The organism is Brevibacterium moorei (assembly GCF_024580735.1).
GTDB lineage: Bacteria > Actinomycetota > Actinomycetes > Actinomycetales > Brevibacteriaceae > Brevibacterium > Brevibacterium moorei.
The window spans coordinates 221,607-247,727 of record NZ_JANIJX010000001.1; the positions used below are offsets into that span (position 1 = coordinate 221,607).

22 protein-coding genes are annotated in these 26,121 nt (G+C 67.2%); 8 read left to right on the top strand and 14 right to left on the bottom strand.

Features of this window, described 5'->3' with window-relative positions:
• Positions 1–24: 24 nt before the first annotated feature.
• The 6 genes from NQ034_RS01040 to NQ034_RS01065 all read right to left on the bottom strand — a co-directional run bounded on the left by NQ034_RS01040 (position 25) and on the right by NQ034_RS01065 (position 8,677).
• Positions 25–942: a sensor histidine kinase gene (locus NQ034_RS01040; RefSeq protein WP_257046527.1), complete on the bottom strand. Its 918-nt coding sequence runs from the start codon at positions 940–942 to the stop codon at positions 25–27.
• Entirely contained in the window at positions 935–1,666 is a 732-nt protein-coding gene (locus tag NQ034_RS01045) for a response regulator transcription factor (protein ID WP_257046528.1), read from the bottom strand. Before NQ034_RS01045 ends, NQ034_RS01040 begins: the two co-directional genes overlap by 8 nt.
• Positions 1,667–1,671: 5 nt before the next feature.
• Complete coding sequence (locus NQ034_RS01050) at positions 1,672–2,172, bottom strand: DUF3060 domain-containing protein (RefSeq protein ID WP_257046529.1); 501 nt, start codon at positions 2,170–2,172, stop codon at positions 1,672–1,674.
• 213 nt (positions 2,173–2,385) lie between these two features.
• Positions 2,386–5,067: an aconitate hydratase AcnA gene (acnA, locus tag NQ034_RS01055; RefSeq protein WP_257046530.1), complete on the bottom strand. Its 2,682-nt coding sequence runs from the start codon at positions 5,065–5,067 to the stop codon at positions 2,386–2,388.
• A 215-nt stretch (positions 5,068–5,282) separates the two neighbouring features.
• Positions 5,283–6,644: a class I SAM-dependent RNA methyltransferase gene (locus NQ034_RS01060; RefSeq protein ID WP_257046531.1), complete on the bottom strand. Its 1,362-nt coding sequence runs from the start codon at positions 6,642–6,644 to the stop codon at positions 5,283–5,285.
• Entirely contained in the window at positions 6,641–8,677 is a 2,037-nt protein-coding gene (locus NQ034_RS01065; protein ID WP_257046532.1) for an APC family permease, read from the bottom strand. Before NQ034_RS01065 ends, NQ034_RS01060 begins: the two co-directional genes overlap by 4 nt.
• 40 nt (positions 8,678–8,717) lie before the next feature.
• Between NQ034_RS01065 and NQ034_RS01070 the strand changes: the two genes are divergently transcribed.
• Positions 8,718–9,386 (top strand): potassium channel family protein, encoded by a 669-nt coding sequence (locus tag NQ034_RS01070; protein WP_257046533.1) that lies wholly within the window; start codon positions 8,718–8,720, stop codon positions 9,384–9,386.
• Positions 9,387–9,426: 40 nt separating this feature from the next.
• Positions 9,427–10,104, top strand: coding sequence for a potassium channel family protein (locus NQ034_RS01075; RefSeq protein WP_257046534.1), 678 nt, complete (start codon positions 9,427–9,429; stop codon positions 10,102–10,104).
• Between the two features lie 255 nt (positions 10,105–10,359).
• On the opposite strand, the gene NQ034_RS01080 is transcribed toward NQ034_RS01075, so the two are convergent.
• Together NQ034_RS01080 and dut are read right to left on the bottom strand one after the other, a co-directional pair.
• Entirely contained in the window at positions 10,360–11,145 is a 786-nt protein-coding gene (locus tag NQ034_RS01080; protein ID WP_257046535.1) for a DUF3710 domain-containing protein, read from the bottom strand.
• 43 nt (positions 11,146–11,188) lie between these two features.
• Positions 11,189–11,626, bottom strand: a complete 438-nt coding sequence (gene dut / locus NQ034_RS01085) for a dUTP diphosphatase (protein WP_257046653.1) — start codon at positions 11,624–11,626, stop codon at positions 11,189–11,191.
• A 90-nt stretch (positions 11,627–11,716) separates the two neighbouring features.
• Here dut and NQ034_RS01090 point away from each other — a divergent pair, with 90 nt between their 5' ends.
• Complete coding sequence (locus NQ034_RS01090; RefSeq protein WP_257046536.1) at positions 11,717–12,190, top strand: DUF3093 domain-containing protein; 474 nt, start codon at positions 11,717–11,719, stop codon at positions 12,188–12,190.
• Positions 12,191–12,287: 97 nt separating this feature from the next.
• Here the strand turns inward: NQ034_RS01090 and NQ034_RS01095 are convergent, their stop codons facing one another.
• Positions 12,288–12,587, bottom strand: coding sequence for a DUF4193 domain-containing protein (locus tag NQ034_RS01095; RefSeq protein ID WP_257046537.1), 300 nt, complete (start codon positions 12,585–12,587; stop codon positions 12,288–12,290).
• Between the two features lie 238 nt (positions 12,588–12,825).
• Here NQ034_RS01095 and NQ034_RS01100 point away from each other — a divergent pair, with 238 nt between their 5' ends.
• Positions 12,826–13,044: a hypothetical protein gene (locus NQ034_RS01100; RefSeq protein ID WP_257046538.1), complete on the top strand. Its 219-nt coding sequence runs from the start codon at positions 12,826–12,828 to the stop codon at positions 13,042–13,044.
• A 72-nt stretch (positions 13,045–13,116) separates the two neighbouring features.
• On the opposite strand, the gene NQ034_RS01105 is transcribed toward NQ034_RS01100, so the two are convergent.
• Positions 13,117–14,187, bottom strand: coding sequence for a ferrochelatase (locus tag NQ034_RS01105; RefSeq protein WP_257046539.1), 1,071 nt, complete (start codon positions 14,185–14,187; stop codon positions 13,117–13,119).
• Positions 14,188–14,352: 165 nt separating this feature from the next.
• Here NQ034_RS01105 and sepH point away from each other — a divergent pair, with 165 nt between their 5' ends.
• Positions 14,353–15,396: a septation protein SepH gene (gene sepH / locus NQ034_RS01110; protein WP_257046540.1), complete on the top strand. Its 1,044-nt coding sequence runs from the start codon at positions 14,353–14,355 to the stop codon at positions 15,394–15,396.
• Here sepH and cydD read toward each other — a convergent pair.
• From cydD to NQ034_RS01125, 3 genes are read right to left on the bottom strand one after another with little or no spacing between them, the layout of a single operon-like run.
• The gene (gene cydD / locus NQ034_RS01115) at positions 15,393–18,815 is read right to left on the bottom strand and encodes a thiol reductant ABC exporter subunit CydD (protein ID WP_257046541.1); all 3,423 of its coding nucleotides are present in this window, start codon (positions 18,813–18,815) and stop codon (positions 15,393–15,395) included. The genes sepH and cydD overlap by 4 nt on opposite strands.
• 4 nt (positions 18,816–18,819) lie before the next feature.
• The gene (gene cydB, locus NQ034_RS01120) at positions 18,820–19,917 is read right to left on the bottom strand and encodes a cytochrome d ubiquinol oxidase subunit II (RefSeq protein WP_257046542.1); all 1,098 of its coding nucleotides are present in this window, start codon (positions 19,915–19,917) and stop codon (positions 18,820–18,822) included.
• An 11-nt stretch (positions 19,918–19,928) separates the two neighbouring features.
• Positions 19,929–21,503 (bottom strand): cytochrome ubiquinol oxidase subunit I, encoded by a 1,575-nt coding sequence (locus NQ034_RS01125; protein WP_257046543.1) that lies wholly within the window; start codon positions 21,501–21,503, stop codon positions 19,929–19,931.
• Between the two features lie 280 nt (positions 21,504–21,783).
• On the opposite strand from NQ034_RS01125, the gene NQ034_RS01130 reads away from it, so the two are divergent.
• Together NQ034_RS01130 and NQ034_RS01135 are read left to right on the top strand one after the other, a co-directional pair.
• The gene (locus NQ034_RS01130; protein WP_306427798.1) at positions 21,784–22,179 is read left to right on the top strand and encodes a BlaI/MecI/CopY family transcriptional regulator; all 396 of its coding nucleotides are present in this window, start codon (positions 21,784–21,786) and stop codon (positions 22,177–22,179) included.
• A 40-nt stretch (positions 22,180–22,219) separates the two neighbouring features.
• Positions 22,220–23,032 (top strand): M56 family metallopeptidase, encoded by an 813-nt coding sequence (locus tag NQ034_RS01135; protein ID WP_257046545.1) that lies wholly within the window; start codon positions 22,220–22,222, stop codon positions 23,030–23,032.
• A gap of 6 nt (positions 23,033–23,038) precedes the next feature.
• On the opposite strand, the gene NQ034_RS01140 is transcribed toward NQ034_RS01135, so the two are convergent.
• Positions 23,039–25,150, bottom strand: a complete 2,112-nt coding sequence (locus tag NQ034_RS01140; protein WP_257046546.1) for a DNA gyrase/topoisomerase IV subunit B — start codon at positions 25,148–25,150, stop codon at positions 23,039–23,041.
• Positions 25,151–25,235: 85 nt separating this feature from the next.
• Here NQ034_RS01140 and NQ034_RS01145 point away from each other — a divergent pair, with 85 nt between their 5' ends.
• Positions 25,236–26,084 (top strand): N-acetylmuramoyl-L-alanine amidase, encoded by an 849-nt coding sequence (locus NQ034_RS01145; RefSeq protein WP_257046547.1) that lies wholly within the window; start codon positions 25,236–25,238, stop codon positions 26,082–26,084.
• Positions 26,085–26,121 lie beyond the last annotated feature (37 nt).

The following is a 26,121-nucleotide window of genomic DNA, read 5'->3' on the forward strand; positions in this document are numbered from 1 at the left end:
GCCGGTTATGAGCCGACGCTCAGCTCAGTGCCCGGTGGGCAATGGCAGGGCCAGGCGGACGCTGGTGCCCTCCCCCAGCCGTGAGCGCAGGGAGACGGTGCCGCCGTGGCGCGCGACGATCACCCGCACCAGGGCCAGGCCGACCCCGGAGCCGGGGCGATCGAGCGCATTCGAAGCCCTGCCCAGCTCTTCGAAGACCGTCGCGACCTCGGCGGCGGGGATGCCCCGGCCGGTGTCCGCAACCTCGATGACCACCCAGCCGTCGGCCTCGCTGCCGCGCACCTCGACCCTCTGCCCCACATCCGTGTACTTCACGGCATTGCTCACGAGGTTGCCGATCGCCAGGCGCAGCAGGTCCGGGTCGCCAGGACACAGCGGCAGGGGCCAGGGCGCCGATGGCAGCTGGATCGAGATCCGGGCGCGGGGGCCGGTGCCCGTCTCCTCGGCGAGGTCCTCGACTGCTTCGCGGATCAACAGGCCCGGATCGACCGGTTCGACCGCCAGGGGTGTCTCCTCGAGTTCGGCCAGCGCGCGCAGATCCCCGACCAGGCGCGCCATCCGGTCGGCCTGGCCGCGCACCCCGGCCCACGCCGGATCGCGTTCGGCCCGTTCGGCCGCCAGGGAGCGCACCACCGTCACGGGGTTCTTCAGCTCGTGGTCGAGCCGGGAGAGGAACCTGCGGCGCGCCTGGGCCGCGGCCTCGCGCTCGGCCGCGCGCGCCCGGTCGAGCCGCGTCGCCGCACGCCTCCCCGCGATCGCCAGGGCGGTGTATGCGCAGAGCACAAGCACCCCGGCTCCTCCGATCACGGCGCCCAGTGGGGCCGAGGCCGACAGCCAGGTCGACGGCGCCAGCAGCCATACGAGAATCCCGCTGGTAAGCAGTGCGCAGACCAGGAGCAGGGCCGTCCAGTCACCGATCCGCAGGCCTCGGCGCTCAGCCACGGCGCACCGCTGCGATCAGCCGGTAGCCACCCGGCACCGTGCGGATCAGAGTGGGGTCGGAGGCGTCCTCGTGCAGCACGCGGCGCAGTTCGGCGATCCGGTGGTCGACGGCGCGCGAGGCGACGACGGATTCGAATCCCCAGACCCGCTCGAGCAGGGTTTCCCGACTGTGGGTCTCGTCCGGGTGCATCATGAAGAAGTCGAGCAGAGCGAAGGCCCGCGGTGTCAAGGAGACCTCCGCGGGCCCCAGGAAGACCCGCCGGCCTTCCCGTTCGAGCCTGACCTCCCCCGTGGAGCGGGGGCCGGCCACCAGCACATCGGCCACGGGCCCCGGTGCAGGCCGGCTGCGCCGCACCAGCGCCCGGATGCGCGAGGCCAACTCCTGGGGTTCGAAGGGCTTGTTCAGATAGTCGTCTGCGCCTTCGTCGAGTGCCGCGGAGCGTTCAGCGGCCTGGCCCACCCGGGTCAGCAGGAGGACCGGAGTCCAGATCCCGGCCGCGCGCATCCGCCGCAGCAGTTCGCGGCCGTCGAGGCCGGGCATCATGACGTCGGAGACGACCACGGCGGGCCCGGAGCCCTGGCCCGCGGCCAGCTGGGCCAGGGCCTCGAGTCCATCCGCAGCGCAGAAAACGGCGAACCCGGCGCGCTGCAGGAAGGATCCGACGCTGTCCCTGATCGCCGGATCGTCGTCGACCAGGAGGATCCTGGTGCCCCCGGTGTCCACCGGCCTCAGCCTTGCAGGGGCGTGGTCGAGACCGTGTTGTCGACTCCGTCGCCGCTGGTCTGCGGAGCGGGACCCGCATAGGCCACGGTGTTATCCGAGCCGGACATGTTCACCGACTCGACTGCGGACGTGGCCACAGAGTTCCCGGCACCGGTGATGATCAGCGCACCGATCCCGTGCGGGGCCAGGACGACGGCGTCGGCGGCCGAGACGGTGACGTTCGCGCAGTGTTCGATCAGTTCGACCACCGCGTCGGTCTCGCCGATGTCAATGCTGCCACCGGCACAACCCGTGCGGGAGGTGACCGCGGCTCCGAAAGTGCTCGCGGCGGGGAGTTCGCCCGTCGTGGTCCCAGCTGCCGGAGCTGACGCCGCCGTGTCGTCGCCGCCCGGTGGGGCGGAGTCGGCCGACTGGGAGCCGCGCTGGTCGACGGTCATGCAGGCGCTCAGGGAGAGTGCGACGGCGGACAGAGCGGCGGACAGGATCAGGGGCTTGCGGGCTTTCATGGGAGGCTCCTCGGTAGTCGGGAGTGATCGGGGTCCGATCGGCTCATGAACCACGTTATGGGGAATGGTTCGCCGGTTGATCGCAAGCGTGTCGCAGCCCTGTCTCAGATCTGCGATACGCCTGCGGCATGATCACAGTATGCCGGAAACGGCGCGGGGCCGGAGGGACATGATGTCCCTCCGGCCCCGCGCCGTAGCGATGCTACCGAACGATCACTTCACGAGCGAACGCAGCACGTACTGCAGGATGCCGCCGTTACGGTAGTAGTCGGCCTCCCCGGGGGTGTCGATGCGCACGACCGCGTCGAACTCCGTGGTGGAACCGTCGGCCGCGGTTGCGGTGACCTTGACGGTCTTCGGGGTGGTCCCGTTGTTCAGCTCCGTCAGACCGGCGATATCGAAGGTCTCCGTGCCGTCCAGGCCCAGGGTCTCGGCGGATTCGCCTGCCGGGAACTGCAGCGGGACGACGCCCATGCCGATGAGGTTCGAGCGGTGGATCCGCTCGAAGCTCTGGGCAATGACGGCGCCCACACCGAGCAACTTGGTGCCCTTGGCGGCCCAGTCACGCGAGGAGCCGGTGCCGTATTCCTTGCCACCGAGGACAACCAGCGGAATGCCGGCGGCCTGGTAGTTCTGCGAGGCGTCGAAGACCGTGGTCTGCGGGCCGCCTTCGAGGGTGAAGTCGCGGGTGAAGCCGCCCTGCACACCGTCCAGCAGCTGATTGGCCAGGCGGATGTTGGCGAAGGTGCCGCGGATCATGACCTCGTGGTTACCGCGTCGCGAGCCGTAGGAGTTGAAGTCCTTGCGCTCGACGCCGTGCTCGACCAGGTACTTGCCGGCCGGGGTGTCGGCCTTGAAGGAACCTGCGGGCGAGATGTGGTCGGTGGTCACCGAGTCGCCCAGCTTCAGCAGCACGCGGGCGCCGCTGATGTCGGAGACGGGCTCCGGTTCCGCGGGCATGCCGTCGAAGTAGGTGGGCTTGCGCACATAGGTGGAGTTCTCGTCCCACTCGAAGGTCTTGCCCTCGGGCGTGGGCAGGGACTGCCAGCGCTCGTCACCGTCGAAGATCGTGCCGTATTCCTTGTCGAACATGGCGGTGTCGATCGAGGAGTCGATGACCTCCTGGACTTCCTCCGGCGAGGGCCAGATGTCCTTGAGATAGACGTCCTTGCCCTCGGAATCCTGTCCCAGGGGCTGGTTATCGAAGTCGAAGTCCATCGTGCCGGCCAGCGCATAGGCGATGACCAGCGGCGGGGAGGCCAGGTAGTTCATCTTGACGTCGGGGCTGATGCGGCCCTCGAAGTTGCGGTTGCCCGAAAGCACTGCGGTCACGGAGAGGTCGTTGTCCTGGATGGACTGCGAGATCTCGTTCTCCAGCGGGCCGGAGTTGCCGATGCAGGTCGCGCAGCCGTAGCCGACCACGTAGAAGTTCAGCGCTTCGAGGTCCGGAATCAGGCCGGCCTTGTCGTAGTATTCGCTGACGACGCGCGATCCGGGTGCGATCGAGGTCTTGACCCACGGCTTGGTCTTCAGGCCCAGCTTATTGGCCTTACGTGCCAAGAGGCCTGCGGCCATCATCACCGAGGGGTTCGAGGTGTTGGTGCACGAGGTGATCGAGGCGATCGCCACGGCGCCGTTCTTCAGTGCGAAGTTGCGTCCATCGCCCATCGCGACGTCTGCTTCCTTCGCCTCCTCGCCCGGCTTGGCGTAGTTGTGGATGTCCTTTTCGAACTGTGCCTTGGCGTCGGTCAGCTCGATCCGGTCCTGAGGGCGCTTGGGCCCGGAGATCGAGGGGACGACGGTGCCCAGGTCCAGTTCCAGGTACTCCGAGTAGTCGACCTCGACAGACGGATCGTGCCACAGGCCCTGTTCCTTGGTGTACTTCTCCACCAGGGCGACCTGCTCGTCGGAGCGGCCGGTCAGGCGCAGGTAGTCCAGGGTGACGTCGTCGATCGGGAAGATCGCAGCGGTCGAACCGAACTCGGGGCTCATATTGCCGATCGTCGCACGGTTGGCCAGCGGGACCTCGCCCACGCCCTGGCCGTAGAACTCCACGAACTTGCCGACCACGCCGTGCTGGCGCAGCATGTCCGTGATGGTCAGCACGACGTCGGTGGCGGTCACGCCCGAGGGGATCGAACCGGTCAGCTTGAAGCCGACCACGCGCGGGATCAGCATCGACACGGGCTGGCCCAGCATGGCGGCCTCGGCTTCGATGCCGCCGACGCCCCAGCCGAGCACGCCCAGGCCGTTGACCATCGTGGTGTGCGAGTCGGTGCCGACCAGGGTGTCGGGGTAGGCGCGCATGACACCGTCGGTCTCACGGGCCATGACCACGCGGGCCAGGTGCTCGATGTTGACCTGGTGAACGATGCCCATGCCCGGGGGAACGACCTTGAAGTCGTCGAAGGCGGTCTGGCCCCAGCGCAGGAACTGGTAGCGTTCCCCGTTGCGCTGGTATTCGATGTCCATATTGCGCTTGATCGAGTCCTCGGAACCGAAGGAGTCGATCTGCACCGAGTGGTCGATGACCAGTTCGGCCGGTGCCAGCGGGTTGATCTTGGTCGGATCGCCGCCCATGTCCTTCACGGCTTCGCGCATCGTAGCCAGGTCGACGATGCAGGGCACGCCGGTGAAGTCCTGCATGACGACGCGGGCGGGCGTGAACTGGATTTCGACGCTGGGTTCCGCGCTGGGATCCCAGTCGGCCAGGGCCTTGATGTGGTCTGCCGTGATATTCGCACCATCTTCGGTGCGCAGCAGGTTCTCCAGGAGTACCTTGAGGCTGTACGGAAGCTTCTGCGAGCCGTCCACCGCATCGAGGCGGTAGATCTCATAGCTGTTGCTTCCGACCTCAAGAGTGCTCTTGGCTTTGAAGCTATCGACGTTGCTCATCGTCACTCTCCTGATCGGTTATCCAAGATCCTATTTAGGTCACAATCCGCTGGCCTAAACTATCTTGACATCAAGATAAATTCTAGCCCATTCGGGCCCGGCCCGCCACTGCGGATCACAGAATGAACGGCGCGGATTCTAGGGGATTGCGAGGGTTTCGGCTCTACCATCCCGCATCGGCGTGGTGAGCCTCAAGCTGGCGCGCCCTGAGGGAATTAGCGAACAAATTCACTGAAAAATTCCACATGCGCCGTCAGTGGGAACAGATCGTGCCCCTCAACGGTCTCCAGCCGCCAGCCGCGCTCCAGCAGGTTCTTCGCATCGCGGGCGAAGGTGCCGGGATCGCAGGAGACGTAGAGCAGCCGTCCGGCTCCGGTTCCGGAGATCAGGTCGACCACTTTCTGGCCCAAGCCGGCCCGCGGCGGGTCGACGATCACGGTGTCGGCACCGGGCAACTCGGTCAGCCGCTCGATCCGGGCGGTGCCGAATTCGGCGCCGGTGCTGCCCGCGCCCAGCAGTCGCTGCGCATTCGCCCTGGCGTCCTCGACGGCACGCGCCGAGCCCTCCAGCCCGATCACCGGCACACCGAGTTCATGCGCCGCACGCAGGGAGAACAGGCCTGCACCGCAGTACAGGTCGAGCACGCTGTCGGTACCGTCGATGCGTGAGAGCACCCGGTCCGAGAGCACCTCGGCGGCATCCCGGTGGACCTGCCAGAAACCCTGGGCGCTAACCCGGAAATCACTGGCGGCAACCCGCTGGAGCAGTGTCGTCTCCCCCAGGGTGATAGCACCCTGGGCGGTATCCGAACCCGGCTTCGGGCGCCGGGCCCGAACCTGTTTGCCACCGCGCTGGCGCCGTCCCGCGCCCGCCACCCTGCCGTGGGAGGAAGCTACTAACAGGCTGAAGCCCGAGGCCTCGGCGATCGAGCGCAGCGCCGCGGTTGCCTGTGCAGAGGGCCGACCGGTCGCCACGATCGTCCCGCACCCGGTGCCGGCTGCCAGCTCGATCCGGGACACACCGGGGAAGACGCCGTGTTGGACCCCCAGGGCGTCCAGTTCCCCGACCGCCAAGGGCAGCCGGTCGACGTCGACGACGTCGTGCGTGCCCGCGCGGTACATCCCGGGGCGCCCGTCGGGGCGCACCGCCAGTTGGACACGTGTCCGCCAGGCCTGTCCGGCGTCCTGTCCCCCGGTGGCCTCCAGGGGTGCGGGAGCCACGCTCAGCTCGGTTTCGATCCCGCCGATGCGGGCAAGCTGATCCCGGGCCGCCTGGGCCTTGAGGTCTCGGGAGGTCGCCAAGTCGACGTGGGCGAATTCGACGCCTCCCACGCCCTCGGCACCCCAGGCCACCCGGCGATCGGGTACCCGTGCTGCAGCGGCGTCGAGCGCCTCGACGGTTGCGGCCCTGGCGAAACGCGGCTTGACCTCGGTGATCCTGGCCCGCACGGTCTCGCCGGGCAGGGTGCCAGTGACGAACACCGTGCCGTACTCCCCCGTCGCCACCGACTCCCCGCCGGCGGCGGGTCGCAGGACCTGTAATTCGAGTTCGTCTCCGAGCTGCGGGCGCTCGTTCATATCTGGTCTCCCCATGTGGTCTCCGACTGATCGCGCGCAGGGCGCAAGGGTTCAATATACGCGTCCGGACCCGCGGTGAACGACTGCAGACGCCACGGCACGGTCGCCACCACCACATTGGGCACGATGAGCAGGCGTGATTTCAATCTCAACACGGTCTGATTGTGCAGCAGGTGCTCCCACCACCGGCCCAGGATGAACTGTGGGATGAACACGATCACCAGATCCTCCGGATTGTCACGGCGGATCCGCGCGATGTGGCCCAGCACCGGGCGCACCAGGGCCCGGTAGGGCGAGGCCAGGATGGTCAATGGGACCGGCAGCTCCATCTCGTCCCACCGGCGCTGCAGTTGAGCCGCCGCGTCCTCGTCTACGGCCACCGTGATCGCTCCGATGAACGTCGGCCGGGTGGCGCGGGCGAAGGACAGCGCGCGCAGCGTCGGCTTGTGGATCTCCGTGACCACGACCACCGCGTGGGTGTTCGGCGGCAGGCGCTGAGCGGGATCGTCGGGCGCCGCCGCCAACTCCGAATCGACCCGCTGGTAGTGCCTGCGCACAGCGCCCATGATGAGCGAGAGCACCACCATCGCCACAAGCGCCAGCCAGGCGCCGTGGGTGAACTTGGTGACCACCACGATGAGCAGCACCGCGCCGACCACGACCAGGGAGAATCCTGCCACCAGGCGCGCGGCCAGCATCCGGGTGCGCGCCGGCGAGGACACCATCCGGCGCACCCTGACCGTCCAGTGGCGCACCATGCCCAGCTGCCCGATCGCGAAGGAGAAGAACACTCCGACCAGGTACATCTGCACCAACCGGGTCGGCTCCGCCCCTGTGGCCACGACCAGCACCACGGCGGCGCCGGCCAGCAACAGGATGCCATTGGACAGGGTCATTCGGTCCCCGCGCTGGGCGAGCTGGCGCGGCAGGAAGCCGTCACGCGCCAGCCGAGAGGCCAGACCGGGAAAGCCCTCGACCGAGGTGTTGGCCGCCGCCAGCAGTACCAGTGCTGCGATGATGATCACGCAATAGCCCAGCGCCGGCGCGAAGTCGAAGACGCCCAGTGCCAGCTGCCCCAGCACGGGGTCCTGGGCGTAGTCGCCCACCGGCGTGCCATCGGCGCGTAGCAGCGCCTGTTCCGGCCGCTCGACGTATTTGACACCGGTCACCCCGGCCAGCCACGTCAGTCCCACCAACAGCACGATCGAGAGCACCCCGGTCAACAACAGGGTGTTGCCGGCGTTGCGCCCGCGCGGCTTGCGGAAACTGGGGACCGCCGTTGCGACGGTCTCCACCCCCGCCAGCGCCACCGACCCCGAGGCGAAGGACCGCAGGAAGAGCACCAGCAGGCCGATCCCCGTCAGTTGGGCGCCGGGGTCAGCGGGATCGGCGATGTGCAGCTGCGAGCTGGCGGTGCTCGGGGGGTCCCCGGAGAGAACCCGGATCGCACCGACGATCAGGGTCAACCCAACCGCCGCGATGAACAGATAGGTGGGGGCGGCCAGAAGTTTCCGGCGGGAGCGCCAGCCGCGCAGGCCCAGCAGTGTCACCAGCGCGATACCGGCCACCGCGATCCACACGGTATGCGGCGCCAGCACGGGCCAGGCCGCGGCCAGATAGGCCGCGAAGACCGCCATCGAAACCGCCAGGGTGAGCGTGTAGTCGACCAGCAGGGCCGAGGCGACGAACAGGGAGGGGCCGCGCCCCAGATTCTTCGCGGCCACCTCGTAGTCCCCACCGCCATCGGGATAGGCACGCAGGTTCTGCCGATAGCACAGCACCAATAGGACGATGACCACACCGACGCCCACGCCCACCCACGGCCCCAGGTGCAGTCCGGCCATGCCAGCCACCGCCAGACCCAGCAGGATCTCATCGGGGGCATAGGCCACGGATGAGAGCATGTCGGAGGCGAAGACCGGCATGGCGATGCGCTTGGGCAGGGCCTGGACACGGTAACTGTCGCTGCGAAACGGCCGCCCAACGAGTAGTCTTTTGACGGCATCAGAAATACTGCTTGCCACGACAGCCATCGTAGAGCACTCCCGGGGTTTCCGGGCCTGGAGGGACCTCGTGCACTTCGTCATCATGGGATGCGGGCGGGTCGGGGCGCTGCTGGCGCGCACCCTGGACAAGAACGGCCATACGGTGGCCGTGGTGGACCGTGACCCCGATGCCTTCACGCGCTTGGGCAAGGACTTCTCCGGCTCAACCGTCACAGGGATCGGTTTCGACCGCGACGCCCTCTCGCGTGCGCGCACCGGCGATGCATACGCCTTCGCGGCCGTCTCCAGCGGGGACAACTCGAATATCCTGGCCGCCCGGGTGGCCAGGGAGACATTCGGAGTGGCCAATGTGGCGGCCCGGATCTACGATCCGCACCGCGCCCAGGTGTTCGAGCGCCTGGGCATCCCCACCGTCGCCACCGTTCGGTGGACGGCCGATCAGATGATGCGCCGCCTCATCCCCTCCGACTCGGTCAGCGAGTACCGCGACCCCTCGGGGCGCATCGTGATCGCCCAGGTGCATCTGCACCCGGCCTGGGTCGCCCGACCATTCAAGGAGATCGAAACCGCCGTGCGGGCACGGGTGGCTTTCGTCACACGCCTCGGCGATGGAATGCTGCCGGGACCCGACGATCTGGTCCAGCAGGGCGATCAGGTGCATCTGAGCTGTGAACGCTCCGGGCTGCCGGAGATCACCCGGGTACTGGACCGCCCACCGCGAGACGACGAGGAGTGACGGTGCGCCGTGAGCGCTCCGCCGAAACAAGGGGAAGACGATGCGCGTTGTGATTGCCGGCGCCGGCTCGGTCGGTCGGTCGGTGGCCAGAGAGCTGCTGGAAAAACACCACGAGGTCCAGCTGATCGACCGGAACAAGGATGCCATCCGCCGCGACCGGGTGCCAGGTGCCACCTGGCTGCGCTCGGACGCCTGTGAACTGACCGGGCTGTCCGAAGCCCGGCTCGACACCGCCGATGTGGTGGTCGCCGCAACCGGCGACGATAAGACGAATCTGGTTCTCAGCCTGCTGGCGAAGACGGAATTCGCGGTGCCGCGCACCGTGGCCCGGGTGAACAATCCCCGCAATGAATGGCTGTTCGACGACAACTGGGGCGTCGATGTGGCGGTATCCACTCCACGGCTGATGACAGCATTGGTCGAGGAGGCCGTCGAGGTGGGCGGACTGGTGCGGTTGATGAACCTGGACCGGGGCCGGACCGGGCTGATGGAATTCACCGTCGCCACCACCGACCCGGTGGCGGGGCAGCGGATCGGGCAGCTGCGCTGGCCCGGGGACACCGCACTCGTGGCTATCGTGCGCAGTTCCAAGGCCATCGTCCCTGGACCCGACGTTCAGCTGGTCACCGGTGATGAGTTGTTCTTCGTCTGCCCACCCGACGATGAGGCCCCTCTGCTGGGGCTGCTGACCGGTTCAGCAGACGATATACGGGATTGAACACGATGAGACCGCCGGCGCCCACATCGGCGAAACGACCGGTGATGACCACCCGCCGCCCGGGGAACAGCCCCGGCACCTCACGTTGGCCGAGGAACCGCACGGCCACGGTTCCCGTCCCGTCGTCGACGTCGAGATCCAGGCGCGGGCGCGAGCCGGGCACCGACCGGGTGACGGCGACGATATCGCCGATCACCGTGGCCCGCTGTCTGTCCCGCAGCCCGGCGATCGAAGTGTCGCCAGACCGCCCAGGGGTCATCTGACCTCGGCGATCTCGGGACCGCGGGCGAACGGATTGGGGTCCTCATCGGCGTCCTGTACCTCACCCTCACCGTCGTCGACCCTGGGGGCCGACAGGAGCAGCACCTCGCGCGGGGGCATCGCCTGGTCGCCACGCTCGACGATGGTGCCGCGGAAGATCTTGAGGAACAGCTCGGCCGCCTCGTCATCGGTCGCCGCAGCGTCGGTGAGCACTGCGCGCAGGAACCAGCGGGGCCCGTCGACTCCCAGGAACCGGGCCGGATGCAGATGCGCCCGTCCGGAGCGGTCGGCCACAGGCACACCCGCGACGATCTCGTAGCCGTGCTCGCCGAACGCCTCCCTGGCCTTACCGCCCGAGGCCGTGATGCCCTCGATCAGTGAAGCCCTGACCTCGCCCCACAGCCCTTCGGTCTTGGGCGCGGCAAAGGCCTGCAGTTGCATCTTGCCCTCACCGTAGACAACCGAAGCCGCCATGATCGTCTGCTCGTCCTCGGCGGTCTCCAGCTGGAACTGCAGTCCGTCGACCACCGGGATCCGTAGGGCGCCCAAATCGATCCGATTGCCGTCCAGGGCATCCTCTGCGGCGTCCCACGGCCCGTTCTCGGACCGGTCGCGCGGAGCCTGCTTGGCGAACTCCTCGTCCTCCGCAGGGGTCTCCTGCTCTGCCGGGACCGGCTCGGACGACCCCGCGGTGTCATCCGCCTCCTGTGCCCCCGCCGCCGCGTTCGACGGCTCCTGCGATTCCTCGTGCTTCTTCCGGAACCGATCGAAGAGTCCCACTGCGTCCTTCTTTCCTCGCCTGCGGACCGGTGCGGTCCGCTTTTCAGTCTCCCATATCGAATCCGCCGGTGGAACCGAAACCGCCGGTACCGCGCTGGGAATCGTCCAGGCAGTCGACCGGGGTGAAGTCGACGCGGACGACGGGCTGGACCACCAGCTGGGCGATGCGATCGCCGCGGGTGATGCTCACGGCCTCCACCGGGTCCAGATTGATCAGCGGCACCTTGATCTCGCCGCGATAACCGGAGTCGATCGTGCCGGGGGAATTGACGACCGTCACGCCCCGCTTCGACGACAGTCCCGAGCGCGGGTGGACGAAACCGGCCAGCCCGGCGGGCAACGCGATCGCGATGCCCGTTCCCACCGTGCGCCGCTCAAACGGCTGCAGGGTGAAGTCCTCCGTCGAATATAGGTCGGCGCCCGCATCGCCGACGTGTTCGTATGCGGGGCAGGGCAGACCCTTGTCGATCTGCTTGAGCATGACGTTCGTAACGTGTTCCACGGCTGGCCACTCTACCGCCGCCGCTGCCTGTGCCCAAGCCCGGAAGGACCGATGTGGGAGAATCGACGTATGTCAAACGTTCCCACGTCCGCCTCCGGCGTCCTGTATCGTGACCGTGCCTTCCCACCTGTGACCTGGTGGATCGTCGCGGCGCTGATTTCCGGCATGACCTCACTCATCGTCCTGCCGGTCTGGCCCCTGGGCGGGCTCCTGGTGCCCATCGTCATCTGCATCCTGGTCTTCTTCGGACTGGCCCGGCTCTCGCCGACGGTGATCGTCACCCCGGATGCGCTGTACGCGGGCCCCGCCCATATCGACCGCAGGTTGGTGGGCACGGCCACCGCCCTGGACCGGGAGAAGACCAGGTGGGAGTGTGGCCCCGGTCTGGACGCGCGCGCATTCATCTTCATCCGCCCTTGGATCCGCACCGCGGTTCGCGTGGAACTGGATGATCCGGCGGACCCGACGCCGTACTGGATCGTCTCCAGTCGTGATCCGGAGGCCTTGGCCGCCGCAATCAACTCCGGATCGCCGACCGCCTGAGAGCATCGGGGACATGGACAAGGAGCCCGGATCCCCCTGCGGGGATCCGGGCTCCTTTACACATCCATGGAACGGACCATATCGTTCCGGTATCGGCTCAGCCGGCGCAGTCGGTGCACACGAGCACACCGCCATCGTCACTGGCCAGCTGCGAACGATGCCGCACCAGGAAGCACTCCATGCAGGTGAATTCGTCGTTCTGCTTCGGCAGAACACGCACCGAGAGTTCCTCGTTGGACAGGTCGGCACCCGGCAGCTCGTAGCTGTCGGCTACCGCGGTCTCGTCCTCATCGACCTGGCTGGCCTGCTTCTGATTGCGCTGCGCCTTCAGCTCCTCTAGCGAATCACTGTTGACGTCCTCGTCCTGCTTCCGAGGCTGATCGTAATCTGTTGCCATAAGAGACCACACTCCGCGAGTTCATTTGGTGTACATACAAGGGATATCGTTTCGACGTCTCAAGCATTGTCTACCGTTCGAACACTTTGCGCAAAAATTTATGCCCATCCGATATATGACGTTGCTCACAGAGTATTCGCAAGCGCGGTTTCTAGACTGGAGGACATCGCCGAACCGGCGATTTCCGCCCTGCCTCCGGATACCCCGGCCGGGGTATCCGACCCTGAAAGGAGTGACGATGAGCCAATTCGAAACCGAACTCGACAACAGGGTAACCGATCTACGCCAGATGCTCGCGGACGCCCGCGCCGCCGACGACGATTTCAAGGCCGAGGCCCTGCTCGAAGAACTCGGGTCCCTCGTCGGCCTGGCCGATGACAACGATGTCGACACCTCGCAGATGCGCCACGTGCTGGCCGTCGAAACGGGTGCGATCCCCATTGTCGAAGAGGCCTGATCGACAAAATGCGAGGGGGCCGGTCCCGCACTCAAGGTGCGGGACCGGCCCCCTCGCTTTCCGATGCCCTCTTCAGGCTGCGCGCCAGGGCTCGCCGTCACCGCCGTCCAATGGACCCTGTGGAGTCACGGCAGGCCTTTCCGGGCTCTTCCCCGAGGCCTGGGCCGCGCGCTCCTCCAGCAGGTCGACCAGGCCCGCAACGAACCCGGGAGAGGTCGAGACCGTGGCAGCACGGTGGTAGTCCAGGCCCAACTCCGCAGCGGTCTGGGCGGCCTCCGTGTCGAGGTCGTATTTGACCTCCATATGGTCGGACACGAAGCCGATCGGCACCGCTACGACGCCGGTGACGCCCTGTGCGGAGAGCTCGCGCAGCCGATCGTTGATATCGGGTTCCAGCCACGGGCTGCCGGGGGCGCCGGAACGCGAACAGAAGACCAGCTCGGTCGGCAGCGTCAATTCGTCGGACAGCTGTTCGGCCACGTAGTCGATGAGCTCCTCGTGCTGATGCAGATAGCCGTGCGACCGGGTCTCCGATTCGGCCTCCATCGGGTCGGGGATCGAGTGCGTGACGTAGAGCAGGCGGTGGTGCTGCGGGTCGAGTCCGCCCACCTGCCGGTCCAGAGCGGCCAACCCCGAGCGCACGATGTCGACCTCGGTGTCGGCGAAACCGGGATGGTTGAAGTATTGGCGAATCGCGTCGATCTCGACCTCGATGCCCTCGGAGGCCAGTTCCTCGCGGGTCTTGGCGAAGTAGTCGTAGTACTGCCAGACGCTCGAATAGGAGGAGTATGCACTGGTCAGAATCGCCAGGTAGCGCTTCGCGCCGGTGGCCCGCGAGTGTTCGCGCAGCGCATCGGGCAGATACGGCTCCCAATTCCGGTTGCCCCACAATAGCGGAGTGGAGATGGAGCGGGAGTCCAGTTCGGCCCGCAGCGCAGCCAACAGGGCCCGATTCTGGTCGTTGATCGGCGACTTACCGCCGAATCCGTAGTAATGCGCTCCCACGACCTCCAGCCGCGCATCGGGAATTCCCCGACCACGGGTCACGTTCTTGAGGAACGGGAGGACGTCGTCGGGCTTCTCGGGCCCTCCGAAGGACACCAGTACAACGGCGTCGTAGGGACTCAGTAAGGATTCGGTCATACCCCTACTGTACCCAGCGCACCCGGTCACCGCGCTCGACGACCAGGTGTGGAACGCGGCGTCCCGAAACGTGATCGATCGGGCCGATCGGCGACTCGCCCGGCGAATGCCGCGCGGATCCGCCGGACACATGACACTCTTGGAGATGGAAGGAAAGGTACCCATATGACCGATTTGACACTGCACGCCATCGCGTCAAGCGGTCGTGCCATCATCCTGACCGACGACGCGGGCGGCGAATACCGGCTCGAACTCACCGATGAACTCTACGCGCTGATCGGACGGGCCAGGGCCCAGTTGGCCGGGGCCAAGGCCGGTGAACCGGTCCGGCCGCGCAACATCCAGGCGCTCGTGCGTTCGGGTATGAGCGCCGAAGACGTGGTGGAGGCCACCGGAGCCGATCTCGAGTACGTCCGCCGTTATGAGCATCCGGTCCTGGCCGAGCGCGCACATATCGCCCATTTGGCCGGCCAGGTGCCGATCTATCCCGACACCGGCTCCGATGGCGGACCCAAGCCCTTGGCCGAGCTGGCCGCCGAACGCCTCGCCCTGCGCGAGGTCCCATCCGACTCCCTCCGGTGGGACGCCTGGAAGAACTCCGGGGGCAGCTGGCACATACAGCTGTCCTTCACCGCAGCAGAGACTGCGCTGAGTGCAGCGTGGAAGTACGAACGGGGAACCGTCACCCCCCTCGATGAGGAGGCCGGCTGGCTCTCGGACTCCGGGCCGACCGATTCCGGGCCGATTCCGACCCTCGGTTCGTTCCAAGCCGACCGACCCGGCGCCGAGGCCCCCGTCGAGCAGCGCGGACAGCAACGCCTGCGGCCGGAGTACACCGCGATCCCAACGGAGCCGATCCTGACCAGGGAGACCCTGGACAATCAGGCCGAGACCGGTCGGATCCTCGAGAGCTTGCGCAAGCGCCGCGCCAAGGCGGCCGCACAGCCGACGGAGGCGCAGGGGCGATTGCGCTCCGTGCCCGATGAGCCGACCGGCCCCGATGCACCCGACGGGGCGCACACCGCGCTCTCCCGCCCCGACGACGCAGCCGACGACGGGGTTCTGCCCCTGCCGGCCGACGACGGGCGGAAGGACGATTCCACCACCGGCGCCTCCGCCGATGAGCCGGGGACGGGTGAGGTGCGGCGCAAGGGCCGTTCCTCGATCCCCAGCTGGGATGACATCATGTTCGGACCGAAGAAGGACTAAGCGCGGGCGGGCAGCCGCACCACCAGGTCCTCGGCTGCGATCTCGGTCGGGTCGTGCGTGACGTCGATGACAGTGCGCTCGGCCAGGCTCTCACGCAGGTCCTTCAGTACCGTTGCAGAGGTCGCCGCATCCAGGTGTGCAGTGGGTTCGTCGAGCACGACGACCGGAGCTCCGGTGAGCAGGGTGCGCGCCACCGCCAGACGCTGTCGCTGACCGCCGGAGAGGGCCGAGCCCGCAGACCCGATGCGCCCGTCCAACCCGATCTGGTCCACCAGATCCGTCAGGCCGACTCCGGCCAGCACTTCCCGCAGCCGGTCGTCATCGGGGGCCTGTTCCACCGGACGGGCCAACAACAGGTTCGCGCGCAGGCTGGAATCGAAGACGTGCGCTTCCTGCGGGCACCATGCGATGGTCCCCGAGAGTTCCCGGGCATCCAATCGCAGGGCGTCGAGGCCGTCGATCCGGTAGCGTCCGGCCGTGGGGTCGAGAAATCTCAGGATGACCGAGAGGGCCGTCGTCTTACCCGAGCCGGACGGACCGGTCAGGGCAGTCCACCGACCGGGACGGGCCTGCAGGTTCAGGTGTTCGAACACCTCGGTCGCGCCCCACGACGTGCTGATATCGTCCAGCTCCAAGTGCCGGCCGAGGCTCTCCGGACGGCTTTCTGGTGGATCCTCCTCCACCGGCCGGCCGTCCAATTCCTCCAGACCGGCCAGACCGGCCGCCAGAGCCGGCCACTGCTGAATGGCGCTCAGGGCCTCGAGCGCACAGTCGATGAGCGACAAGGGCAGCAGCACGGTCACGGCGAACAGTGCCGGGCTCAGGGCGCCCGCTGCCACATCCGGTCCCAGACCGGCGATCATGGCAACGCTCGTCGCCACGCCCGCCGCTGTCACCAGCCCCTCCCCGAGTCCGGTCGCGCGAACCGCCCTGACCTCTGCCGCGCGGGCTCTGTGATCCTCCGCGAGGACGCGCTCGACTGCCCGCTCGGCCACACCACCGGCCCGCAGGTCCGCGCGGGCTGCGAGCAGGGAGGTAACCCGCTGGAGCACTGCCGACCGGATGCGCAGACGCGCTCGACTGGCACGGCGGTCCGCCCACAGGGTGATCGCGGGGGCGAACACGAGCATGCACACCAGCCCGAGGCAGGCGATCAGGCCGGCGTGCGGGCTGATGAGCAGCAGGGCGACGACGGCGGCCACTGCGACGACCAGTGCGACCAGCGGCGGCAGGACCACCCGCGGTGCCAAGTCGCGGACATCGTCCACATCGCCGACCAACCGCCGCAGCGCGATGTCCCCGCGTAACAGCGACCTGTCGGCGGTGCCCCTGCCGGCGAAGCCGTGCCAGATGCGCACGCGCAAGGCTCCGAGCCCGGCCAGGACCGCATCGTGCAGGTTGAGCTGTTTGGCATAGGTGAATGCCGAACGTGACAGGCCGAAGAAACGGACGCCGACGATCGCAACCATCAGATACATGATGGGCGGACGATCCGCCGCGTAGACGATCAGCCAGGCCGAGACACCGGTCAGGGCGGAGCCCGCGGCGATGGCGCAGACACCGCACAGGGCGGCCAACCAGAACCGGCCGCTGCCCACGTTCGCGACCCGCGCCAGGCGGGCGAGCAAACGCTCGAGCGGCACCTCGGGCACGGCGGACTCGGCCGTGGTCGGCTCCCCGGCAGATTCCCGGTGCGTCCCAGGGGCTGTCTCCACAGCCGGCAGAGGAACCCGAACGGCGACGCTCGGAGCCACAGTGGCCACTTCGCCGGAGACGGTTCCCGCTGAGCCACTCCACCCCATATGCCCAGTGGGATCGGCGGGGTGCAGCTCGACGCGCTGCCCGCACGCCAGAAGCTTACGATCATGGCTGGCCACGATGACGGGGATGGTCAGCGCGATCTCCTCGACGCTCCTCCTGACCCGCCCGGCGCTGTTCGCGTCGAGGTGTGCCGTCGGTTCGTCGAGCAACAACAGGTCCGCGCCCAGCTCGACCTGGGCGAAGGCGCGGGCCAGCGCCAGACGGCGCAGCTCTCCCGGGCTCAGGGCAGCGCAGGCACGGCCGGGTTCGACGTCGAGCCCGGCCCGTTCCAGCGCACGTTGGCTCAGCCACTCGATTCGTTCGGCCGGCACCTCCCCGGCCCACTCCGGGGCACAGTACAGAGCCAGTTCCCCACCCACCGTGTCCGCATAGGTACGGGGGGTCTGAACCGCCTGGGCGATCCGCCGCGGCACCCCGGTGATCCGACCTGAGATCTCGACCCCGTCCTGAGCGCGAACACCGCCGCCGAGCACACCCAACAGGGTGGTCTTGCCGCTGCCCGACTCCCCCGCCAGAACCGTCAGCCCCGGTCCGGGGACCGACAGGTCCACCGGGGCGCACACGGGCCGGGGCCGGCCGGGATAGGTCACCGTGAGCGACCGGATTTCCAATGCCGTATCCGCGCCGGCGGCCGGTGCGCCACACGGCTCGACCACCGGCTGGTCCGTCAGTTCCCGGGTCCGGTGGTAGGCTGCCAGTCCGTTCTCCGAGGCGTGGAAGGCCGCGCCCAGCTGGCGCAGCGGGAGGAAGCACTCGGGTGCCAGGATGAGCGCCAGCAGGCCGTCCGCGAGCTCCATCTCACCGGCGACCAGTCGGACTCCGATGAAGACGGCTACAAGGGCCACGGAGATCGTCGCGATCAGTTCGAGGGCCAGGGCCGACAGGAAGGCGACCCGCAGCGTCTGCATCGTGGTCGCCCGGTAGTCCTCGGAGACCCTGCGCAGTGCCCGCTCCTGCGCATTGGCCCGGCCCAGCCCGATGAGTACCGGCAGGCCCCGCGCCAGTTCGACCAGGTGGGTCGAGAGCTGATCGAGCGCATGGGTCGCATCCGAGACGCGATCAGCCGTGTATTTTCCGATGAGGACCATGAACACGGGCACCAGTGGCAGGGTCACCAGGAGGACCGCCGCCGAGACCCAGTCGGCCAGCAGGATGCGCACACCGATGAGCAGTGGAATGGCCAGAGACCCCGTCAGCGCGGGTAGCACGGAGGTGAAGTAGTCGTCCAAGTCGTCGAGGGACCGGGTGGCGGTCACCGCCAGCGCCCCGTCGGACAGTCGTTGGTCGTCCCCCGTCCCGGCGGTCGCCCGCCGCAGCAGACCCGCGCGCAGCTCCGCTTTCGCAGCCACCGCTGCGCGGGCTCCGACGACGCGGGTCAGCCAGAGCGCCACACCGCGGATCAGCGCGCCGACAGCACCCAACCAGACCGGTTCGGGGTCGACGGATCCGGCGGCCAGACCGATCACCGAGCGTGCAATCGCCTCCGCCACCAACACGAGGCCCACGGCCTTGAGAACGGACAACAACCCGAGCAGGTAGAGCGCCCTGGCCCCGCCGGCGGTGGAGCGGGCGGGGGCCAGGGGCGAGGCGGAGCTCATTGGCTCAGTGCTTTCCGTCGGTGTCCGCGGCCAACAGTCGGAGCGCACCAGCAGCCGGCTGCGCCGTAGCGCCCGCGCCCCTGATCGCCACGGGGACCAGATGGGCCTCCGGAATGTGCGCTGCGGTCAGCCGGGTGGTCCAATGGCTGTAGGACCAGCTCTGGTAGATCAACACGATCGGGACGAACACCGCGGCCACAACCAACATCACCGCCAGGGTGTACGGCGAGGAGGACGCCGAGCCGGCAGTCAGGTCGAACCGGGGGTCGACTGTCGATGGGAGTACGACGGGGAACACCGCGGTGAAGATCGCGGCGACCCCGGCTGCGAGGAACAGTCCCTGGCAGACGAACGCCGACAGTTCCCGGCCCAGACGCACCGCCCACCAAGCGGCGGCCAGGCCCAACGCGGCCACGACCAGCAGGATCCAGCTCAGCGGAGTGCCGGACTTGACCTGCACTATGACCGCCCATGCGACCAGTGGCACCGCGCACACGGGACCCCAGGTCCCGGCCAGCGCACGGGCGCGCAGACGCAGCGGTCCGTCGGTCTTCAACGCGATCCACACGAGTCCGTGCAGCAGCGAGAAGCCCACGACGCCCAGGCCACCGACCACCGCGTAGACATTGAGCCAGGAGAAGGGTCCACCGGTATCGTCCCCGTTGGCGTTCAGGGGCAGTCCGGTGGTGGTCACGGCCAGCATCGCGCCGACACAGAAGGCCGCGACCGTGGAGCCCGCGGCCAGGCACCAGGTCCATCCGGTGCGCCATGCCTCGCTGTGGCCCTTGCCCCGGTATTCGATTGCGACGGCGCGCACGATCAGGCCCAACAGGGCCAGGGTCAGCGGCAGGTAGAGCGCGGAGAACAGACTGGCGTACCACAGGGGGAAGGCCGCGAAGGTCGCGCCACCCGCAGTCAGCAACCACACCTGGTTGCCATCCCAGACCGGGCCGATGCTGTTGAGCAGCACACGGCGTTCGCGCTCATCGCGGGCGAAGCCCTTGAGCAACATGCCCACGCCCAGGTCGAACCCCTCGAGGAAGAGGTAGCCGAACCACAGGACTGCGATCAGGGCGAACCAGATTGTCGGAAGGAATTCCATCTCCAGCTCCCTCAGTAGGCGAACGACAGGACGTCGTCATTCTTGGATTCGACGGTGGGTTTGACGTTGACGGTGTCGAGTTCCGGCATCGCCGAGGCCACCCCGCCGCGGATGTATTTGATGAGCAATCGCAGTTCGAAGACCATCAGCACCCCGTAGAGCAGGGTCAGGCTGATGAGCGAGAACAACATCTCACCGGCAGAGACCGAGGGACTCGAGGCGGCTGCGGTGAACAGCATGACGGAATCCGCCCCCGCCGGGTTGTCCGGGTTCGGTGCGACGACGAAGGGTTGGCGGCCCATTTCGGTGAACACCCAGCCGGCGGAGTTGGCGATGAAGGGCGCGGCGATCCCCCAGAGTGCCAGGCGGTGCCAGAACCAGCCGTCGGGCACCGTGCCCTTGCGGGTGGCCCACAGGGCGTAGGCCGCACCGAGGAAGGCCAGGCCTCCGAAGCCGATCATCAGGCGGAAGCCCCAATAGGTGACAATCATCAGCGGCTGGTAGTTCACCTGCTGGCCGGAGTGATCTCCGTACTTGGCGTCCTGGGGCAGGGTGGTCCCGTACTTGTCCTGGTATTCGGGGATCAGCGAGTTCACGCCGGGCACATCCGAGGTGAAATTGCTATGGGCCAGGAAGGACAGCAGGCCCGGGATCTCGATGAGCGGGGTGACGTCCTCGCACTTGTTCGAGTTGAGGTCCCCGACGGTGAGCACGGAGAAGGTCGTGCCATCATGACAGGCGGCCTCGGCCGAGGCCATCTTCATCGGCTGTTGATGGTACATCAGTTTGCCCTGGATATCACCGGTCAATGCGACCCCGGCGAAGGCGATGATGGCCGCCCAGGCACCGATGCGCAAGGAGGTGATCCAGACCCGGTAGTCCGTCTTGTCCCGGCCGGGAACGTCGGTAGCGGCTCCCACGACCACATGCCCAGAGGCGTCGACGGTGTCGATCCCATCGTGGCGGCGGCGCCACAGGTGGTACCAGGAGATGCCCAGCAGGAAGGCCGCACCCACTGCCACGGCGCCGCACAGGGTGTGGGCGTAGGCCGCCAGCGCCGTGTTGTTGGTCAGCACGGCCCAGACATCGGTCATCTTGGGCCGTCCGTCGACGACCTCGACGCCCACCGGGTGCTGCATCCACGAATTGGCGACGATGATGAAGTAGGCGGAGAGCCAGGAGCCGATGACCGCGGCCCAGAGCACGCCCAGGTGGAGTTTGCGGCCCAGCCGGTTCCACCCGAAGATCCACAAGCCCAGCATGGTCGATTCCAGGAAGAAGGCGACGAGTGCTTCCATCGCCAGTGGCGCACCGAAGACGTCGCCCACATAGCGGGAGTACTCACTCCAGGCCATGCCGAACTGGAATTCCTGCACGATGCCGGTGGCCACGCCCATGATGAAGTTGATCAGGTAGAGCTTGCCCCAGAACTTGGTGGCGCGCAGCCACGCCTCGTTCCCGGTGCGGTGGTACATGGTCTGCAGGATCGCGACGAGCAAGCCCAGACCGAGTGTCAGGGGAACCATCCAGAAGTGGTAGACGGTCGTGATGCCGAACTGCCATCTGCCTACGAGTACAGGGTCCACGATAAGCCGTTCCTTTCGGCGCCGCGACGGTGATGCCCTGACGACGGCAATGCGGCGCACGTATTTCTACACTCCGTAGAATAGTCGCTGCCCCGACGTCGGGCACATCGGGAGCGCTCGCTTCAGGGTAACTTTCCTCACATTGTGCGCGCCAGGACACTTCCACAGCCCCCTGCCGGCACCTCCGAGGTTCTACCGCACGTAGTGAAACTTGACAGGCGTAGCATTGTGCGCTTGGAAACCGGACACCGCCCGACTACAATGGGTAGATGCTTAGCGGATGTCTCCGCGGCACCGTGGGGAAAGGACGGCATCGCAAGTGGCAAGTCTCGGTGAATTGGAACGTAGCGTGATGGACTGTCTATGGGACAGTCCGGCCGGCATGTCAGCGGCGGATCTGCGGTCCGCACTGTCCGATCGTGGTCTCGCGCTTACCACCGTGCACACAGTGCTGACCCGCCTGGAGAAGAAGGGTTTTGTGCAGCGCACCACCAATTCGCGCCCGCACCTGTACTCCTCCACCTCGACGCCCGAAGAGCACATGGCCGACCTGATGAACGAAGTCCTCGAGCAGGCCCCGAACCGCCAGGCGGTCCTCGCCCGCTTCCTGGGTACCGTGTCCCCCTCGGACACCAAGTTCCTCACACAGCTGTTGGCCAACAGCGCGGCTTCCTGAACACCCGCATTCCGCACCGGTCGAAGGCCAGGCACATCCCATGATGACCTTTACCATCATCGGCATCTGCCTGGCCGTTCTGGCCATTGCCCTGGCATGGCCGTTTCCCAGTGCCATGGCGCGCGCCACGCTGGCCCATCGGCCAGCCGTGCTTATGGCCCTCTGGCAGTTGTTGGGGCTCTCCGGTGGCATCTCGCTCATCGCGGCCGTTTCCATGCTCGCCCTGGCCCCCTCGCTGCACACACTGCGCCAGGCCACCTCGGACGGGCTGACCGACAGCCACATCATCGCCTCCCTGTCCTGGTGGCAGTGGCTGCTCCTCCTGCTGGCCCTGGGCATCCTGACCCGACTCCTGTACTGTCTTGCGACCCAGTACGTCAACGGCAGGCGGGCCCGCCGCAAACACGCCGACCTCGTCGGACTGTTGACCAGTCCCTCCACCCGGGACCCCGGAACCCGAGTGTTGCGCTCGGACGTCCCCATGGCGTACTGCGTGCCGGGCGAGGGCACCACGGTCCTGTCCACCGGGCTGATCGAACGGCTCGACGATGCACAACGCCACGCCGTGGTCGCCCACGAGATGTCACATCTGCGCTACCACCACGATCTGTTCGTCATGCCCTTTGCGGCCTGGCACCGCGCCCTGCCCCTGCTGCCCGCCACGGCTACCGCGCTGTCGGCGGTCTCCACTCTCATCGAGTTGATGGCAGACGACAGAGCCAGGGCATTGGTCGGCGACGAGGTCCTGGCCGAAGCGATCGACCTGACCGCGGGAGTCCACCCCGGTGAGACCAGCGATGCCCTGACCCTGATCAGGGTGCGCAGGCTGCGCGCTTCCACCGCCGGGGTCTGAGTCGGATCAGGCGTCGATGCGCTCGGCGTCGAGCACTGCGGCACCGGAGACGATGAACTGCTTGCGCGGTGCGACCTCGGAGCCCATCAGCAGTCCGAAGGTCTTCTCCGCGGCTTCCGCATCGGCCATCGTCACCCGGCGCAGCAGCCGATGCTGGGGCTCCATCGTGGTCTCCGCCAGTTGGTCGGCGTCCATTTCCCCCAGGCCCTTATAGCGCTGCGGTGTCTTATAGGACTTGCCCCGCTTGTCGAGCTTCTTGATCAGCGAATGTAGTTCGGCCTCCGAATACGTGTACTCCACATCGTTGGCCTTGCCCCGGTTGACGATCTCGACCCGGTGCAGCGGAGGTACCGCCGCAAACACCCGTCCGGCTTCGACCAACGGCCGCATATAGCGGAAGAACAGCGTCAGCAGCAGAGTTCGGATGTGCGCGCCGTCGACGTCCGCATCCGTCATGATGATGACCTTGCCGTAGCGTGCCTGCGCAAGTTCGAAGGTGCGCCCCGAACCGGCTCCCACCACCTGGATGAGCGCCGCGCATTCGGCATTGCCGAGCATATCGGCCACGCTGGCCTTCTGGACGTTGAGTATCTTGCCGCGGATCGGGAACAGGGCCTGGTTCTCCGAATTGCGGGCAGCCCTGGCCGTTCCCATGGCGGAATCGCCCTCGACGATGAACAGTTCCGAGGCCTTCACATCGGTGGCCCGGCAATCGTAGAGCTTGGCCGGCAGGGATGAGGATTCCAGGGCCGTCTTCCGGCGTTGGTTCTCCTTGTGGGTGCGCGCGGAGATCCGCGCCTTCATCTCTGCGACCACCTTCTCCAGCAGAGTCCCCGCCTGCTTGCGTTCAGGACCCTTTGTGGAATCCAAGAGCGCACTCAGTTCGCGTTCGACGGTCTTCGCGACGATCTGCCTGACCGCGGCGGTGCCCAGCACCTCCTTGGTCTGGCCCTCGAACTGGGGCTCGGCCAGAGCTACCGTGACGACCGCGGTCAGTCCGGCCAGCACGTCGTCCTTCTCCACCTTGTCCTTGCCGACCTTGAGCTTGCGGGCATTGGCCTCGACGGCTTTCCGCACGGTCTTCAGCAGGGCCGACTCGAACCCCGCCACATGCGTACCGCCCTTCGGCGTCGCGATGATGTTGACGAAGCTCTTGACCCTGGTGTCGTAGTCGTTCGACCAGCGCAACGCCACGTCCACACGCACATCCCTTTCGACGTCGGTGGACACCATATCGCCGTCGGGACCCAGCACCGGCACGGTTTCGGTGAACGTCGATTCGCCCTGCAGCCGCCACACATCGGTCAGTGCGGCACCGTGAGACAGATAGTCCACGAATGCCGAAATGCCCCCGTCGAAGCGGAAATCCTCTGTGCGTTCGGCGATCGGAACACCCTCGGCATCCACTCCGCGGCCCGACCGGTCCACGATCCGCAGGCGGAGCCCGGGGACCAGGAATGCCGTTTGCCTGGCACGATCTATCAGGCCGGTGTAGTCGAAGGCCGCATCGGCGAGGAAGATCTGCCGGTCCGCCCAGTAGCGGATCTCCGTTCCCGTGACACCGCGCTTGGCCTTGCCCACCACAGCGAGTTCGGCAACTCCGGTGAACGGGGTGAACGGGTTCTCCGGCGAGACTCCGGCGGAATCCTCGAAGCGGCCGGGGTGGCCGCGTTTGAAGGACAACTGGTACACCTTCGAACCACGAGTCACACGGACGTCCAGCCGTGCGGACAGGGCATTGACGACCGAAGCCCCCACGCCGTGCAGTCCGCCGACCGCGGCGTACGAACCGCCGCCGAACTTACCGCCGGCATGCAGCTTCGTCATCACGAGTTCCACGCCGCTCAGGCCCGTCTTCGGCTCGACGTCGACCGGGATGCCCCTACCGTGGTCGGCCACCGTGACCGAGGAATCCGGATGCAGCGTGATGTCGATATCGGTTCCGTATCCGGCCAGTGCCTCGTCAACGGAGTTGTCGATGATTTCCCACAGGCAGTGCATCAGACCCCGTGAGTCCGTTGAGCCGATGTACATGCCAGGACGCTTGCGCACCGCATCCAGGCCTTCAAGCACCTGGAGCTGCCTGGCCCCGTAGGACTCCCCCGCTTTGGTCGCCACAGTCTTCCCTCTCATTGACAGCAGTGCCCCCATTTTATACGTATACGTGTTCGATAGCCCGTAGCGGGCCCGCTAGTATGACACCATGCGCCGACTCATCACCTCCGCCGCCCTTATGGCCCTGGTCCTCACGGCCTCAGCCTGCAGCCCGACGGGTACCTCGTCCGAGCCCACCGCCTCCCCGAGCAGCTCCGGCACGGGCCTCATCGGACCGAGTGCGCGCACGGGCTCCGCCCCGACGGCCGTGCCGGGTCCGAACGACTCCGAGCTCACCGCGGCCCAGCGGGAGGCGCTGAACCAGGCTACGGTGGCGCTGGACCCCGGCCACAACGGCGGTAACGCCAAACACCCGGCGCGGGCCAACGCCCCCGTCCCCGACGGACGCGGGGGAACGAAACCGTGCAATACCACCGGCACCGCGACCGACGCCGGCTATTCCGAGCATCGATTCAACTGGCAGGTCGCGCAGCTCGTACGCACCCAGTTGCGCGATGCGGGTGCGACCGTGAAGCTCTCACGCAAGAACGACACCGGTGTGGGACCCTGCGTGGACCGCCGCGGCCGTTTCGCCGATGGAGCCGATGTGCTGGTCAGCGTGCACGCCAACGGCAGCGACTCCACCAGGACGAAGGGCTTCCACGTCATCGCCAGTCCGTCGGGGAAGAATGCGAAGGCCAACCGACGGCTGGCGACGTCCATGGTGAAGGCACTCAAGGCCCAGGGATTCACACCCAACCGGGCATATGGCAAGGACGCCGTATCGATCCGCACGGATCTGGCCGGGCTGGAGAACGCCCGAGTTCCCGCCGTCATCGTCGAGTGCGCGGAGATGCGCAACCCACAGGAGGCCAAGACAATGACCACCGCGGCCGGGCGCCTGCGCTATGCACACGCCCTGACCGCCGGCACAGCGGAATTCCTGGCCGACCGGTAGCGCGGGTAGAGTTGGCCCGGAAAGTTGAATTGGACGC